This is a genomic window from Mesorhizobium sp. M1329, assembly GCF_040318035.1.
GTDB lineage: Bacteria > Pseudomonadota > Alphaproteobacteria > Rhizobiales > Rhizobiaceae > Mesorhizobium.
In genome coordinates this window covers 69,877-84,234 of record NZ_JAMYLN010000022.1, presented here as the reverse complement: position 1 = coordinate 84,234, position 14,358 = coordinate 69,877, and the positions used below count along the sequence as shown (strand labels likewise).

Annotated in this window: 16 protein-coding genes; 7 read left to right on the top strand and 9 right to left on the bottom strand. The window is 63.8% G+C overall.

Features of this window, described 5'->3' with window-relative positions; translation table 11 throughout:
* Positions 1-286: 286 nt before the first annotated feature.
* Positions 287-1,078 (bottom strand): SDR family oxidoreductase, encoded by a 792-nt coding sequence (locus tag NKH21_RS21570; protein ID WP_352867441.1) that lies wholly within the window; start codon positions 1,076-1,078, stop codon positions 287-289.
* 67 nt (positions 1,079-1,145) lie between these two features.
* A complete protein-coding gene (locus NKH21_RS21565; RefSeq protein ID WP_352663284.1) occupies positions 1,146-1,607 on the bottom strand; it encodes a RidA family protein in 462 nt (153 codons plus the stop codon).
* A 97-nt stretch (positions 1,608-1,704) separates the two neighbouring features.
* On the opposite strand from NKH21_RS21565, the gene NKH21_RS21560 reads away from it, so the two are divergent.
* The gene (locus tag NKH21_RS21560; RefSeq protein WP_352867439.1) at positions 1,705-2,556 is read left to right on the top strand and encodes a LysR family transcriptional regulator; all 852 of its coding nucleotides are present in this window, start codon (positions 1,705-1,707) and stop codon (positions 2,554-2,556) included.
* A gap of 19 nt (positions 2,557-2,575) precedes the next feature.
* Here NKH21_RS21560 and NKH21_RS21555 read toward each other — a convergent pair whose 3' ends face one another.
* A complete protein-coding gene (locus tag NKH21_RS21555) occupies positions 2,576-3,331 on the bottom strand; it encodes an SDR family NAD(P)-dependent oxidoreductase (RefSeq protein WP_352867437.1) in 756 nt (251 codons plus the stop codon).
* Positions 3,332-3,414: 83 nt separating this feature from the next.
* Positions 3,415-4,083: a glutathione S-transferase family protein gene (locus NKH21_RS21550; protein ID WP_352867435.1), complete on the bottom strand. Its 669-nt coding sequence runs from the start codon at positions 4,081-4,083 to the stop codon at positions 3,415-3,417.
* A 147-nt stretch (positions 4,084-4,230) separates the two neighbouring features.
* Between NKH21_RS21550 and NKH21_RS21545 the strand changes: the two genes are divergently transcribed.
* Positions 4,231-4,410, top strand: a complete 180-nt coding sequence (locus NKH21_RS21545) for a CsbD family protein (protein WP_352867433.1) — start codon at positions 4,231-4,233, stop codon at positions 4,408-4,410.
* A gap of 64 nt (positions 4,411-4,474) precedes the next feature.
* Here NKH21_RS21545 and NKH21_RS21540 read toward each other — a convergent pair whose 3' ends face one another.
* Complete coding sequence (locus NKH21_RS21540) at positions 4,475-5,605, bottom strand: metallophosphoesterase (RefSeq protein ID WP_352867430.1); 1,131 nt, start codon at positions 5,603-5,605, stop codon at positions 4,475-4,477.
* Between the two features lie 119 nt (positions 5,606-5,724).
* Between NKH21_RS21540 and NKH21_RS21535 the strand changes: the two genes are divergently transcribed.
* Positions 5,725-6,318, top strand: coding sequence for a hypothetical protein (locus NKH21_RS21535; protein WP_352867428.1), 594 nt, complete (start codon positions 5,725-5,727; stop codon positions 6,316-6,318).
* A 49-nt stretch (positions 6,319-6,367) separates the two neighbouring features.
* On the opposite strand, the gene NKH21_RS21530 is transcribed toward NKH21_RS21535, so the two are convergent.
* Positions 6,368-6,979 (bottom strand): LmrA/YxaF family transcription factor, encoded by a 612-nt coding sequence (locus tag NKH21_RS21530; RefSeq protein ID WP_352867426.1) that lies wholly within the window; start codon positions 6,977-6,979, stop codon positions 6,368-6,370.
* Between the two features lie 150 nt (positions 6,980-7,129).
* Between NKH21_RS21530 and NKH21_RS21525 the strand changes: the two genes are divergently transcribed.
* Positions 7,130-7,924: an NIPSNAP family protein gene (locus NKH21_RS21525; RefSeq protein WP_352867424.1), complete on the top strand. Its 795-nt coding sequence runs from the start codon at positions 7,130-7,132 to the stop codon at positions 7,922-7,924.
* Between the two features lie 45 nt (positions 7,925-7,969).
* On the opposite strand, the gene NKH21_RS21520 is transcribed toward NKH21_RS21525, so the two are convergent.
* The 3 genes from NKH21_RS21520 to choX are packed head-to-tail and all read right to left on the bottom strand — an operon-like array spanning position 7,970 to position 11,198.
* Positions 7,970-9,418 carry an amidase gene (locus NKH21_RS21520; RefSeq protein ID WP_352867422.1) on the bottom strand — a complete coding sequence of 483 codons (1,449 nt, stop codon included), beginning with the start codon at positions 9,416-9,418 and terminating at the stop codon, positions 7,970-7,972.
* An 8-nt stretch (positions 9,419-9,426) separates the two neighbouring features.
* Complete coding sequence (locus tag NKH21_RS21515; protein WP_352867419.1) at positions 9,427-10,266, bottom strand: alpha/beta fold hydrolase; 840 nt, start codon at positions 10,264-10,266, stop codon at positions 9,427-9,429.
* Positions 10,263-11,198, bottom strand: coding sequence for a choline ABC transporter substrate-binding protein (gene choX / locus NKH21_RS21510; protein ID WP_352867416.1), 936 nt, complete (start codon positions 11,196-11,198; stop codon positions 10,263-10,265). The genes NKH21_RS21515 and choX overlap by 4 nt, the downstream gene beginning before the upstream one ends.
* 123 nt (positions 11,199-11,321) lie before the next feature.
* On the opposite strand from choX, the gene betI reads away from it, so the two are divergent.
* The 3 genes from betI (at position 11,322) to fumC (ending at position 14,339) form a co-directional block, all read left to right on the top strand.
* Complete coding sequence (betI, locus tag NKH21_RS21505; RefSeq protein ID WP_352867413.1) at positions 11,322-11,924, top strand: choline-binding transcriptional repressor BetI; 603 nt, start codon at positions 11,322-11,324, stop codon at positions 11,922-11,924.
* 112 nt (positions 11,925-12,036) lie between these two features.
* Positions 12,037-12,795 carry an SDR family NAD(P)-dependent oxidoreductase gene (locus NKH21_RS21500; RefSeq protein WP_352867411.1) on the top strand — a complete coding sequence of 253 codons (759 nt, stop codon included), beginning with the start codon at positions 12,037-12,039 and terminating at the stop codon, positions 12,793-12,795.
* A gap of 146 nt (positions 12,796-12,941) precedes the next feature.
* On the top strand, positions 12,942-14,339 hold the full coding sequence (fumC, locus tag NKH21_RS21495; RefSeq protein WP_352867408.1) for a class II fumarate hydratase: 1,398 nt from the start codon (positions 12,942-12,944) through the stop codon (positions 14,337-14,339).
* Positions 14,340-14,358: the final 19 nt, after the last annotated feature.

Sequence of the window (14,358 nt, the reverse complement as noted above, 5' to 3'; positions counted from 1 at the left end):
CAGCCTTTCCGCCCAATCCTGAAAATTCAGACTGAGACACTACCGATTTGTCACACTCGCCGGGGGCGCCGCGACTGCCTGTGCAAGCACATTTGAGAGCGAAAGCCGGGCGAGCCCAAGCCACTTAGCCGGGAACCATTTCGGCGCCAGGGCATTTTTTTGGTGTCGAAAGCCGTTCTCGAAAGAGCGATCTTGAGAAAGGCGGACGACAAACAGGACGCCCCCCGCGCAGATAAAAGGCACGAGGGGCGTTCCTGTGTGATACGACCATTCGCGCCGCTGCCCCTCACAGCATGCCGCGGCTGAGCCCGCCATCCACCGGCAAGGCCACGCCGGTAACATAGGTCGCCGCGTCGCTGGCCAGGAATGCGGCAACTGCGCCGAATTCGGCGGGGGTGCCGTAGCGCTTTGCCGGGATTTCAGCCTGACTCTCGGCGGCGATCACAGCAGCGTCGACACCCCTGTCGGCGGCGTCCATGGCGTCGAACTGTTTCGTCCGGTCCGTCGCAAAACGGCCCGGCAGCAACAGATTGATAGTGACGCCGTCCGCCGCCACTTCGCCGGCCAGCGTCTTGGCCCAGCCGGCGAGCGACGCACGCAGCGCGTTCGAAGCGGTAAGGCCGGGGATCGGCTCGCGGACGGAAGTCGAAGAAACGGCGATGATGCGTCCCCAGCGCCGCGCCCGCATGCCAGGCAGGAACGAAACGGCGATGCGCATCTGGCTCAGCACCATGCTGGTGAACTGCTTCTCCCAGACGCTCGCATCGAAGACGCTGGCCGCGAAGGGTGGCGGGCCGCCGCCATTGAGCAGGATGATGTCGATCCGCTGATCCTCGCCCTCGACGGCACGGATCAGCCCGGAGACGCTGTCGTTGTCGGAGAGGTCGGCGCTGAAGGTCGAGCAGATGTGGCCGGCGGCCTCGATCGCGCGCCGGGCCGCATCGAGGGTGGCCTCCCCTCGTCCGACCAGGATGACTTCGGCGCCCTTCGCCGCGAGCGCTTCGGCAACGCCGAAACCGAGGCCCTTGCCTCCGCCGAGAACGAGCGCCCTCCGTCCCTCAAGATCTGTACTTATCAAGCCAAGCCTCCTCCTGGTTCGACTGCGCAGCCTCGGGTCAGGCCTGAGGCCATGCTTTGGGCGTGCATCAGCGGATATGCACGATAGCGTCGGCTTCGACCGGAACATTGGCCGGCAAGCCGGCCATGCCGAGCGAGCAGCGGGCGTGCTCGCCACGCTCGCCGAAAACATGGAGCAGAAATTCGGATGCTCCGTTGCCGACCTCCGAATAGGCCGAAAAGCCGGCCGCTGCATTTACATAGACGGTCAGCTTGGCGAATTTCACGACGCGGTCGAGATTGCCGTCCAGTTCCTTGTCCAGCCAATAGACGATGTTGGCCGCGCAGAGCCGGGCAGCGTTCCGCGCCGCAGTCAGATCGATCTCTCTGCCGACCTGGCCGATCGCAGCGATCTCCTGCCCGATCTCGGGGATCTGACCGGAGACATAGATGATGTCGGCGACCCGAACCGTCGGCGAGAACGGCAAAGCGGGCCGCTCGAGCGAGGGCCAGGCGACACCGAACTCCTCAAATCTTCTTCTGTACGACAAGGTGGCTGCTCCTGTTTCCGTTCGTGCGAGCGGACCTTGAATTCAGATCGGGCTTTCGGATAGCCTGATAGTGCTGACACAGCTATCAGGAATTCTTATGACTGGAGATATCGACGTCAAGCTGCTGCGCGCCTTCGTCACCGTGGCCGATACGGGAACGGTAAGCCGGGCGGCCGATCGGCTTGCCCGCACCCAGGCGGCGGTGAGTATGCAGCTTCAGCGCCTCGAGGGTGAAGTCGGCGCCAAGCTGCTGCGCCGTTCGCCGCGCGGCGTGACGCTGACCGAGGCAGGCGAGATCCTGCTCGCCTTCGCCCGCAAGGCCATCGAGATCGGCGACGATGCCAGGCGCGAGATAGAAGGCCGCAGGCTGGTCGGCCGTGTCCGGCTGGGCATCGTCGAGGATTTGGCGGTGACACGGCTGCCGTTGATCATCGCCGACTTCCGGCGCCGGCATCCTTCCGTGGAGATCGAGTTGACATCGGCCAGCAGCAGCGATCTCAGCAAGTCGCTGGGCGAAGGAAGATGCGACATCGTAATGGCCGATCCGGCACGCTTCACGATGGCGCCGCGAGGCCATCTGTCACGACAGCTGGTCTGGGCGGCAAGCCGCATGATCGAGATCGATGACGAGGTTGAGCTTCCGCTGATCATCTTCGAGGGCGCCTGCTCCTGGCAGGACAGGATGCTGGCTTCGCTCGCCGAGGCCGGGATCGGCTGGAAGATCGGCTGCCGCGTGTCGACCTTCGCGACACTGATCTCGGCGCTGAGGGCCGGGCTTGGCATCGGGCTTCTGCTGCAGGAAGGACTACCGCCCGACTGCCAAAGCCTCAACGGACGCTTCAACCTGCCGCCGGCGCCGATGGCGGATTTCGGCGTCTACCTCGCGAGGGATCCGTCGCGGCTGGTCGAGGAGTGTGGCGATTTCCTGAGGGCGGGGTTCGAAGCGTAGCGAAAATATCTGACGCCGTTCACCGTTCCTGGTCGGTCGGGCGGATGACGATCTCGTTGACGTTGACGTGTGCCGGCTGGCTCACGGCGTAGAGAATGGCCGCGGCTATGTCCTCGGCGGTCAGCGCTTCCATGGCGGCGAGCCGTTGGTCGAGCCCGGCCTTCGCCGCCGGATTGGTGATGTGGTCGCCGAGTTCGGTACGCACCAGGCCAGGCTCGATGACGGTGACGCGAACCTTGTCGGCGTAGACTTCGCGGCGCAGCGATTCGGAAAAGCCGACGACACCGAACTTGGTTGCTGCGTAGCCGCTGGCGCCCGGATTGGCGACACGGCCAGCGACCGACGAGACATTGACGATGTGCCCCTTGGCGGCCCTCAGATGCGGCAGCGCCGCCTTGGTGACGCCCATCAGCGCCAGCAGGTTGAGCTCGATCATGCGGCGCCAGTCGTCGAGCACCGCCTCGGCGGCGGGCGACAGAAGCATCACTCCGGCATTGTTGACGAGGATGTCGAGACGGCTCCATTCGGCGACGACCTTGTCGACCATGGCGGTGACATCGTCGTTGCTGGTGACGTCGGCCTCGATGCGGAGCGCCGTGCCGCCGGCTTTTTCGATACGTGCGGCCAGCGCTTCGAGCCGATCGGCGCGGCGTGCGGCAATGGCAACCTTGGCCCCGGCGGCCGCGAGCGCCACAGCCGTTGCCTCGCCGATGCCCGAGGAGGCGCCGGTGACGAGTGCGACCTTGCCGGCCAGTGCGGAAGGAACAGATGTCATTGTGAAGTCTCCAAAACCCCTGCCCGATCTTCAGATAGGCCGCGGGCCGCGAAGTGGAAGACGAGCTTGCCGGTTGCTCGGCTCTATTCGTCTGGGCCGGGCTCCGGCCAAGGCTCTTTCGCCGCCTCGGCATACCAGTGGCGCATCGCCGGCATTGAAAGCACGGCGTCGACATAGGCGCGGGTATCGGTTGCCAGCGTGCCGCCATAGGTGTCGAAGCGGGTGACGACCGGCGCGTACATGGCATCGGCCGCGGTGAAACTGCCAAACAGAAACGGGCCGCCTTTGCCGTATTTTTCGCGGCATTCGCGCCATAGCTCCTCAATGCGCGCCCGTTGCGCCTCACCTTCGGCGTCGAGCGGCTTGTGGCCTTTCGGCCGGCGCAAATTCATCGGCCAGCCATAGCGGACCTCGCGAAAGCCCGAATGCATCTCTGTTGCGGCCGAGCGTGCCAGCGCGCGAGCGCCGATGTCGGCCGGCCAGAGCTTTTTCTCCGGAAACAGCTCGGCGAGATATTCAAGAATGGCAAGGGTTTCCCAGACGATCCGGACCTCGCCAGCCGGCAGCCGATGGTTCAGCACCGGCACCTGGCCGGTCGGCGATATCCTGGCCAGATTGGCCGCGGTCTCGGGCGTGCGCAGGCGGACAAGACCTTCCTCGAACGGGATCTCCAGATGCTTCATCGCCAGCCATGGCCTCAGCGACCAGGACGAGAAGCATTTGTTGCCGATGAAGAGCGTGAATTCAGCCATTGTCCCTCCGGCCCTGTCTGCCCGGGCTTCTCGCGCACCCTATCCTGTCGGCTTCGCGGCCGGAAGCCGGCCCAACTCGACCGGCCGAACCCGGAACCTAAGCGATCCGCGACCGTTTCTCCAGGCGAACGGTTCAGGAGATGCGAGATGGTGAACAAGGATCAAGTTGCCGGCGTTGCCAAGCAAGCCAAGGGCTCGGTCAAGCAGACCGCCGGCAAGGCCACCGGCAACAGGCGCACCGAGGCCGAAGGCAACGTCGACAAGGCCACCGGCAAGATCCAGAAGGCTTACGGCGACGTGAAGGACAAGGTGAAGAAGGCGCTTTGACGCCAGCCCTTCGCAAACCAGGAAAGGGCGGCTCCGCCGCCTTTTTTGCGTCCTCGCCTGCCCGTCAGAAAGTCAGGCTTTTGCTGTATGCATTGGTGAAGGTGACCTCGCCATGATCTCCGGCGGCTTCGCCCAGCACCACATCCATGCTGTTTCCCGTCACCCGCGCCAACGCAAAGCCGCCCATGAAGGCGGCCTTCGGCTTGAACAAATCCAGCCCGTTACGGTGGTAGATCATCGGCGTCGCGTGCTGGTGGCCATGGAAGATGCCGACGACGTTGTAACCCTTCAGCACAGCCAGCAGCGCCTGCCTGTCGGCTTCGCTCCACCAGTGCGGTGGACCCGTGCCGTTGTCGTCGAAGGTTTTCTCGGCGGCGTCCCACCTTTCGATCGAAAAAGTATCCCAGCCATAATGCTGGAACAGGATGACCGGGCGGCCGTCGCCGGCATAGGTCGCCAGATCCTGCTTCAGCCAGGGCAGGCTGCTGGCGGCGCCATGGCCGGTATCGCCGGCAAAACGGTGCGTCTGGACAAGATGCAGACCGCCCCAATCCCATGAATAGCAATCGGTCCCGACATCGTAGTCGGTCGCCGGCGCGGGTGGCTTGAAGAATACGCCGGGGCGGTGATTGACCTCGACGTAGTCGCGCATTTCGCGGCGGTACCAGTCGACATGCGAGCGCGGGCCGTTCTGGTCGAGGTCGTGATTGCCGAGGCCGACATAGACCGGCATGTGCACGCGGTCGGGGCCGACGCCTTGCTGGTAGCGCTGGCTGAACTGGAGCAGCTGCGTGCCCTCGCTGGGCTGGGTGATCTGGCCGCCGCCATCATCGGTGATGTCGCCGCCAACGACGAGGCCGAGCGGCGCGCCGATGTTGCCCGTCGAGCGCAGGCCGGTGGCGACGCCATCGATTTCAGCCGGCCATTGCCTGTCGCCGACGCTGTTGAGGGCGGCGACATTGCGCAGCAAGGCGGCGTCGGTCTTGCCCTCCTGCTCGCAGTGCGGGCTCAATCCGTTCGCCGTGCGGCAGGCATGGACATCAGCGATAAACAGGAAGGTGGCGTCGATCGACGGAATGCGCTGCCCGGTCTGGCCGAAGGCCGGGCGCGAAACGGCGCCGGCAGCGGCAACGGCCGCTGCCTTCATCAGGAAGCTGCGCCGGGAAACCGGTCGTGCGGGAATGCGATGCATCATGCGCTAAAATTCAGCACGACGCGGACCGGCAGTCCAGTTGCTCGCAAAGTATGTCGACACGTTCTCCCAGGTCTGGCATTGCTTTCGGCATTCAACTTGCGCGAGCAGAGGAGGACGCCATGAAAACTGCATCCATCGGCATGACAATGGCCATTCTGGCGGCGACGAGCGCAGCGCATGGCTCCGCGTGCATCGACGCCAAATCGGCCAAGGCCGGCTTCATTCTCGAAAGGCCTGGCATCCACAGCGAATTTCGTCCGGCGGCGGGCGGAATGGTTGCCGTGGCCAACAAATACCAGTCGCAATCGCCGCAGTCGCAGTACCTGTTCGGCGGGCTGATCGAAGTGTTTCGCGACAGCAGCACGGGGCAGCTGGCGATGATCCCGTTTTCCGATCTCAGGAAGGTGTTCCCGCTGAAGGCGGGGGCTAAGAGCAAGATCGTGTTTGCTCGCCTCGCGCCGAATAAGTCGCCGAAGGGCACCGAGACGCTGGAGATCAACGTCAAGGGCAAGGAGACGTTCAGCCTGGGTGATTGCAAATACTCCGTGCTCGCGGTCAAGCAAACCATCAGGAGCGAGGCCGGCGAGATGCGGGACGAGTTTACCGCGCTTTACGCACCCGACCTGCAGGCAGTTCTGGCCAGGCGCTATGACGAGGGCACCAGCGCCGAAAGCGTGGTCGGCTACCAGCTGATCAAGCCGCTGCCCAATTAAGAGCTCGGCCTCCCCGCCTCGGTCATAGTGAGCGACCGTCCTGCCGGCGTCAAAGGGCTCTGTGCAGTATCCTGTTACGTCGCCTCGTTCCTGTTTTGGACGACATAACTCCCTGCTCCAACGCCATCAGGCAGTCGCGCAGCACGCTTGCGTCCTGTGCGGTTTTGGCCATAGACATGGCGCCCGAATAGCTGGCGACGGCGAGCGCTGCGAAGCGCTGCGGATCGGTGCCCAGCTCCCGGCCCGCCTGCTGGTCGGCGCTGATCTTGTCGGCGATCGCCTGACGCCAGCCCGAAAAGATGCCGGCAAGGGCAATACGGAAATCCGGATCGGCAAGCGACAGTTCATGCGCCAGGTTGTTGAGCGGGCAGCCGCGCACGAAACCCTGCTGCTCCAGCTCCGCCGCGACGGCCGCGAACACGGAGCGCACGCCCTCGCGCGCTGAGGGGGCCATCCGCACCGGCTCGATCCACGTCTCTTCCACCGCGGCGGCGACCCGCTCCTCGATCACTGCAAGCGCCAGCGCCTTCTTGGTCGCGAAATGATGGTGCAGCGCGCCGCCGGTGACGCCCGCCGTCGCCATCAGGTCGCCCATGCTGGAGGCCTGATACCCGCGTGCCTGAAACGCCTCCTCGGCGACATCGAGCACCTTTTTGCGCATGCCTTCGGGGTCGTTGGTGCGTTTTTGAGCCCGCGACTTTGGGCGGGCTGTTATCTCTGCTGACATCTTCACACGATAGCAGATTGACAAAACAGGACAACCGGTCTGTTTTGTAAAACAGGATGACTGTCCTGTTTTGGAGATCGAGCGATGAACCTGCCTTTGAACGCCGCGCCTAAATCCGATCTGCTCGCCTCGCCCGTTGTTGAACTCAGGCAATACACGCTGAAACCCGGCCGGCGCGAGACGCTGATCGGCATCTTCGACAATCAGCTGATCGAGGGCCAGGAAACCGCGGGAATGACGATCATCGGCCAGTTCCGCGATCTCGACCGGCCGGACATGTTCGTCTGGCTGCGCGGCTTCGACGGCATGGAAGCGCGAAAAAACGCTCTGACCGCCTTCTATGACGGGCCGGTCTGGGCTGCCTGGCGCGACGCCGCGAACGCCACGATGATCTCATCCGACGACGTGCTGCTGCTGAAGCCGGCCTGGCCAGGCGCCGGCCTGGACCTCTCTGGATCGCAACGATTACCCCAGGCGGACCTCGAAAAACCGAGCGCAGGCAGCGATTTGCAGGCAATTGTTGTCATCAGGATTCATCATTTGCAACCGGGCCTGGAAGCCCGTTTTGCCAAGGATTTCCAGACCGGGGCTCTTCCTGTGCTCGCCGCACTTGGCGCACGGCCGCTTGCCGCCTTCGTCACCGAACATGCCGAAAACAGCTTTCCGCGGTTGCCGGTGCGGGCCGGCGAAAACGTCTTCATCAGCATCACAGGTTTCGCCAGCGCCGAAGCCCATGCCCGCCATGAGGCAGCCTTGACTGCCTCCCCGGAGTGGCAGGCATTCGAGCAGACCGCGCAGCGGGAATTTGCCAGGCCCGTGGAGGTTCTGCGCCTGGCGCCGACGGCGCGATCGCTGCTCGGACAGCCAACGCCGGCGTGACCAACGCCGTCGAAGCCACCTATGTGCGCCGAAGCCCTGTCTGGTTCACGCCTGAAAATATCTGGCATGGATCACCTGGTAACGCGTGGTCCATGCGGTTGCCTGCTCCAGGTCAAGGCAAACGCGCAGCAGCCGGTGATCCTCGTTCTTGCGGCCGATGAGCTGGATGCCGATCGGCAGGCCGCCTTTCGACTGGAACAGCGGCAGGCTGGCGGCCGGTTGCCCGGTGACGTTGAAGATTTCGGTGAAAGGCGCAAAGCCGTAGGCCCGGCTCGCCCAAGCCTCGTAATCGAAGACAGCACCATCGCCATGGATGGCGCCAAGCCGGGGCGGCAGGTCGGCCGTCGTCGGCGTCATGATCAGGTCGAACGCATCGAAGGCTCTCGCCATCGCCAGCGAAGCGCTGTGCACATGGTCCTGCGCTCTCAGATAGTCGGCGGCAGAAGACCGCCGAAAACAGTCGAGCGCGTGACGAGTCAGGCTTTCGATTTCGCCGGCCCCCGGCATCCGCCCGATCTCGTCGGCGCGCTCGTCAACCAGCCGCGCGACCTCCGACATCCAGAAGATGCTCCAGTCCGCTTCGGCGCTGGCTTCCCGCGGGAAACGCGCCTCTATGACCTCGTGCCCCATGTCCTCGAGGAGGATCATGGCCTCCTGGAATTTTGCCCCGATCTCGGACGCGACGGGCGTGCCATCCGGCCGGTGCGCCAGGCACGCGACGCGCAGACGCTCGCCGGGGGAAGACAGCCAATCCAGGTAGGACGGCACCGATTTGGACACGGAGTAAGGCGCTCCTTGTTCTGGACCGGCAGTCATGTCCAGCATGGCGGCGCTGTCCCGAACGGTGCGGGACAGGACGTTCTCGGCGTAGAGCCCGGCACCGACCTGACCTCGACACGGGCCGACAGGCGTGAGCCCGCGCGACGGCTTCATGCCGAACACACCGCAACAGGCAGCCGGCACCCGGATAGAGCCGCCAATGTCGGAACCGTGGGCGACCGACACCATGCCGCTTGCCACCGCGGCAGCAGCTCCGCCGCTTGAGCCGCCCGCCGTCAGCGACGGATCCCAGGGGTTCAAGGTGGGGCCGCGAAAGCTGGGTTCGGTCACGAAGTCGTTGGCAAATTCAGGCGTGTTTGTCTTGCCCAGCAGGATCAGACCGGCGGCCCGCCAGCGCCGGACGATCTCGCTGTCGGGCTTCGGCGCGGCATCCTTGAAGTAGAGCGAGGAGTGCGTCGTCGGCCACTCCCGTACATTGACGCCGGTGTCCTTGACCAGGAAGGGAATGCCGGCGAGTGCGGCCTGCCGGTTGCAGCTTGCCGTTACGGAAAGCGCACGGTCCGCATCGATCAGCGTCACGGCATTGATGGCGGGATTGATGCTTTCGATCGCTTCGATAGCCGCCTCGACGACCTCGACGGCGGACAATTCGCCCGAGCGAACATGCCCGGCCAGGGCGACGGCATCCAGCGCCACGTATTCGGAAAGGTTCATGACTGCTCTCACCCCGGATTGCCGGTCGCTTCGAGGTCGGCTTCACTCCAGACCTTGAAATATCGGGCAATGGCTGCCGCAACCAATGCCGGATCCTCCCAGTGCGGGTTGTGTCCGCAGCGCACCGCGCCTACGAACGCGGCGCTAGGGATTTCTTCGAGGAGCCGCTGTTGGTGCGTTTCGTCGAAGAGCAGGTCGCGCCCGCCGGCAATGACAAGCGCCGGCAGGCGCAGCATGCGCGCCTTGTCGGTCAGATCGACGCGCCGAACCTGCTCCAGGATTGCGCGCCAAAGTGCCGCCGGCATGGCTGACGCCTCCTCTGCAGCCATGGTCAGGAAGTCCGCTGGAACCTCGGCCTCGCAGGCATGCCAATAGTCATAGAACGGATCGGCCGGCGATATTGGATCTCGAAGCGCCCGCACACCAATGGTCATCGGGTGGTCCTCGCCGATCTGCGGCCGTAGCGTTCCGGCCATCAGCACAAGGCCGCCGATCATCTCGGGGTAGTGCGCGGCTGCCTCGATCGCCACCATGCTGCCCAGGGAATGCCCGACCAGAACCGGCCGCTCGAGCCGCAATCGCTCGATCAAACCCGCCACGTCTTCCGCGAAATCCGCTGGGGCGAAGCCGCGCGTGCCGGCCGGCGAGGCGCCATGCCCGCGCAGGTCTGGAATGACAAGCCGGCGCCCGGCGAGATGCGGCGCCAGCAATGAGAAGCTGCGGCTCGTATCGGAGAAGCCGTGCACCAGCACCAGCGCGGGCTCCTGCCCAGCGATTTCGACGCAGGCCGTTTCAGCACCGACCTTGCGCTTGCGGCGGTTCCAGCCCGCCTGATCGGCCGATATCACAGGCCGAGCTGCTGCTTGACTGCGTCGAGCGCGGGCTTGCCATCGAATGTGGTGACATCGGCAAGCCAGGCGCCGAGCCTATCCGGATTCTCCTTGACCGCCTTCAGGCCGGCTTCCTCCGGCTTCATGCCGTCATTGATGAGATAGCCCATGCCGAGATTTTCGAAATCGATATCGAAGGCGAGGTTCTTCAGCAACTGCCCGACATTCGGGCATTGCTGCAGATAGCCCTTGCGCACCTGCGTCGTCACCGTCGCGGCGCCGAAGTTCGGGCCGTAGAACTTGTCGCCGCCGCTCAGATATTTGAAGTCGTACATCGTATTCATTGGATGCGGCGCCCAGCCCTGGAAGACGATGAAGCGCTTTTCCTTGATCTCGTAGCCGACCTCGGAAAGCATACCGGCTTCACTCGATTCGACGACCTGCCAGCCATCGAGGCCCAGCGACTTGTCGGCGATGGCGTCCATCATCAACTGGTTGGAGCCCGGCTCGATGCCGTACATCTTCCTGCCGAACTTGTCCGCGAACTTTTGCAGGTCGGCAAAATCCTTGACGCCGGCCTCCCAGACGTAAGTCGGCACGGCAAAGGTGTATTTGGCGCCGACGAGATTGACGCGCACATCGTCTACCGAGCCGTCCTTCTTATAGGGCTCGTAGTAGGTGATCATCGCCGGATCCCAATAGCCAAGGAATACGTCCAAATCATTGTTCTTCAAGGATTCATAGATGACGTTGATGCCCAGAAGCGAGCTTGCCGGCTTGTAGCCGAGCGCATCGAGCAAGACGCTGGTGACGCCGGTGGTGAAGGCAAGGTCGTTCCATCCAGGCTCGGCCATGCGCACGACCTTGCATTGCTCGGGTTCAGCCGCAAAGGCCGGCTGGCTAGCCAGCAGGACGCAGAGCGAGGCGCCCATTCCAAGGCTACGAAGCATTTCGGTTCTCCTCATTTCACCAACGATGTTGACCATTCGGTTTTTAAATTGTCCCACCGGTCAATTCTTGATCTCAGCGGACGAAAATGTCAACGTCGGTTCTCGATGCATGGATCCAGGCTCGTGAAACTCAAGCGTCTCAGCGACATACGCCGCAAAGAGCTGCGGCAGGCCGCCTTTGCCGTGCTTCAGCGCGAAGGCATAGCTGGCGCGACCATAGAAAAGGTGGCGGCGCAGGCCGGCGCGTCGAAGGGCATCGTGCTGCATTATTTCAACAGCAAGCAGGAACTGTTCGAGCACGCCATGCGAGAATCGAACCTGGTGCTGCGGCATGCGGTGGTCGAGCGGCTGAGACAGGCGCGCACGCCAATGCAACGAATAGATGCCATCATCGAAGGCAATTTCGAGCCGCATCTTTTCCAGCCGTCCCTCTGCCATGCCTGGCTTTCACTTTGCGCGGAGGTGCCGCGCGACGAAAAGCTTGCCCGCATCCAGAAGGTGATCCATGCGCGCATGCGCTCTAACCTGCTGTCCGGCCTGCGCGGTCTGGCGCCAGCGCGCGATGCTGATGAGATCGCTTTCGGCGTCACCGCCCTGATCGACGGGCTGTGGTTGCGGCTTGGCCTGCAGCCCGGCGGCGTCACGCGTGAACAGGCCATTCATCAGGTCAAGGATTTCGTCGCTACGCGGCTGGCTGTTCGGCGCGGTGCAGCCGCTGCCGAATAGACAGGCGCATCAGCCGAAAGTTCATATTGTAGGATAGGCCGGCGGCTTGACCACAATTGGCAATGGCGCTGTTCTCCTTATCAGACAAGACGGCAATGCGTGGGAGTGTTGGATGAGACTGGGCGGCAAACGGGCACTGGTCACCGGCGGCTCGGACGGGATCGGGCTGGCAATCGCCGAAGCTTTCTTGCGCGAAGGGGCGGACGTGCTGATCGTCGGCCGCGACGGTAAAAAACTCGACGCCGCCCGCAAGCAGCTCGGGGACGGCGTCGAAACGCTGTCGGCCGATCTGTCGGCCAGCGCCGGCATCGATGCCGTGGTCGAGCATACCAGGCGCGGCCCACCTCTCGATATCCTCGTCAACAATGCCGGCGTGGCGTTCCTGGTGCCGTTCGAAACCGTCAGCGAGGACCAGTTCCAGCAGTCCTTCGCACTCAACGTCACGGCGGTATTCTTCCTCACCCAGCGGCTGTTGCCGCATCTCGCGCCGGGCGCGGCTTCGGTGATCAACATCTCGTCCTATTTCGCGCACAAGATGATCCCGAAGCGGCCATCCAGCCTCTATTCGCTGTCGAAGGGCGCGCTCAATTCGCTGACCAGGTCGCTCGCCTTCGAGCTCGGGCCGCGCGGCATAAGGGTCAACGCCATCGCGCCCGGCACGGTCGACACGGCGATGCGGCGCCGGTCGATCGAAAACCTGCCGGAAGCCGCGCAAGCCGAGCTCAAGGCCTATGTCGAGCGCAGCTATCCGCTCGGCCGCATCGGACGAACCAGCGACCTTGCCGGCATCGCGGTCTATCTCGCCAGCGACGAAGCGGCATGGACCAGCGGCGGAATCTTCGCCGTGGATGGAGGATACACGGCGGGGTGAGGAGCGCGCGCTCTTCCTTCTCCCCTTGCGGGAGGAGGAAAAGGCGCTGCTTCAACCGATTTGCATCTCCATCGCCCGCAATCTCCGCTTGAAGGCGTTTGTGCAACGCGATACGCCGTTTGCAAATTGCAAACCGGAGAGACTTCGTGAGCGCGCCAGAGACCAGAACCGAAACCGATACGTTCGGTCCCATCGAGGTCGCCGCCGACCGCTATTGGGGTGCGCAGGCGCAGCGTTCGCTGGCCAATTTCAAGATCGGCTGGGAAAAGCAGCCGGCATCGATCGTGCGGGCGCTGGGCATCGTCAAGCGGGCGGCCGCTGAAGCCAATATGGAGCTGAAGCGGCTCGATCCGGCGATCGGCAAGGCCATTATCGAGGCCTCCCAGGAGGTCATCGACGGCAAGCTCAACGAGCATTTCCCGCTGGTCGTCTGGCAGACCGGCTCAGGCACCCAGTCCAACATGAACGCCAATGAGGTGATTTCCAACCGCGCGATCGAGCTTTTGGGCGGCGTCATGGGGTCGAAGAAGCCGGTGCATCCCAATGACCACGTCAATATGAGCCAGTCGTCGAACGACACATATCCGACGGCCATGCACATCGCCTGCGCCGAGCGCATCATCCACGACCTGCTGCCGGCGCTGAGACATTTGCATGCGGCACTCGAGGCCAAGACCAGGGCTTTCGCCCACATCGTCAAGATCGGCCGCACCCACACCCAGGACGCGACGCCGCTGACGCTCGGCCAGGAATTCTCGGGCTACGCGGCGCAGGTCGCCTCGTCGATCAAGCGCATCGAGATGACCCTGCCCGGCCTGCAGGAATTGGCACAGGGCGGCACCGCGGTCGGCACCGGCCTCAACGCACCGGTCGGTTTTGCCGAAAAGGTGGCGGCGCGCATCGCTGCGATCACCGGCATCGATTTCGTCACCGCGCCGAACAAATTCGAAGCGCTGGCCGCCCATGATTCCATGGTCTTCTCGCACGGCGCCATCAATGCCTGCGCGGCGGCGCTGTTCAAGATCGCCAACGACATCCGCCTGCTCGGCTCGGGCCCGCGTTCGGGCTTGGGCGAATTGTCGCTGCCGGAAAACGAACCGGGCTCCTCGATCATGCCGGGCAAGGTCAATCCGACCCAATGCGAGGCCATGACGCAGGTTTGCGTGCAGGTGTTCGGCAACAATGCGGCGATCAGCTTCGCCGGCAGCCAAGGCCATTTCGAGCTCAACGTCTACAATCCGCTGATGGCCTATTGTTTCCTGCAATCGGTACAGCTGCTGGCCGACGCTTCGGTGTCGTTCACCGACAATTGCGTCGTCGGCATCGAGGCCCGCGAAGACAACATCAAGGCGGCACTCGACCGTTCGCTGATGCTGGTGACGGCGCTGGCGCCGACGATCGGCTATGACAACGCGGCCAAGATCGCCAAGGCGGCGCACAAGAACGGCACGACGCTGCGCGAGGAAGCGCTGGCTACCGGGCTGGTCAGCGAAGCCGATTATGAGCGGCTGGTGCGGCCGGAGGACATGACGCACCCAGGGTGAGTTGATCGCGAAAACGTTA

What these genes read in the sequence shown, in the direction of transcription:
- NKH21_RS21500 (WP_352867411.1), top strand. Translation starts at nt 12,037, where the DNA reads ATGAGACTGGGCGGCAAACGGGCACTGGTCACCGGCGGCTCGGACGGG.
- NKH21_RS21540 (WP_352867430.1), bottom strand. Translation starts at nt 5,605, where the DNA reads ATGATGCATCGCATTCCCGCACGACCGGTTTCCCGGCGCAGCTTCCTG.
- NKH21_RS21520 (WP_352867422.1), bottom strand. Translation starts at nt 9,418, where the DNA reads ATGAACCTTTCCGAATACGTGGCGCTGGATGCCGTCGCCCTGGCCGGG.
- choX (WP_352867416.1), bottom strand. Translation starts at nt 11,198, where the DNA reads ATGCTTCGTAGCCTTGGAATGGGCGCCTCGCTCTGCGTCCTGCTGGCT.
- NKH21_RS21555 (WP_352867437.1), bottom strand. Translation starts at nt 3,331, where the DNA reads ATGACATCTGTTCCTTCCGCACTGGCCGGCAAGGTCGCACTCGTCACC.
- NKH21_RS21535 (WP_352867428.1), top strand. Translation starts at nt 5,725, where the DNA reads ATGAAAACTGCATCCATCGGCATGACAATGGCCATTCTGGCGGCGACG.
- NKH21_RS21525 (WP_352867424.1), top strand. Translation starts at nt 7,130, where the DNA reads ATGAACCTGCCTTTGAACGCCGCGCCTAAATCCGATCTGCTCGCCTCG.
- NKH21_RS21560 (WP_352867439.1), top strand. Translation starts at nt 1,705, where the DNA reads ATGACTGGAGATATCGACGTCAAGCTGCTGCGCGCCTTCGTCACCGTG.
- NKH21_RS21530 (WP_352867426.1), bottom strand. Translation starts at nt 6,979, where the DNA reads ATGCGCAAAAAGGTGCTCGATGTCGCCGAGGAGGCGTTTCAGGCACGC.
- NKH21_RS21550 (WP_352867435.1), bottom strand. Translation starts at nt 4,083, where the DNA reads ATGGCTGAATTCACGCTCTTCATCGGCAACAAATGCTTCTCGTCCTGG.
- NKH21_RS21545 (WP_352867433.1), top strand. Translation starts at nt 4,231, where the DNA reads ATGGTGAACAAGGATCAAGTTGCCGGCGTTGCCAAGCAAGCCAAGGGC.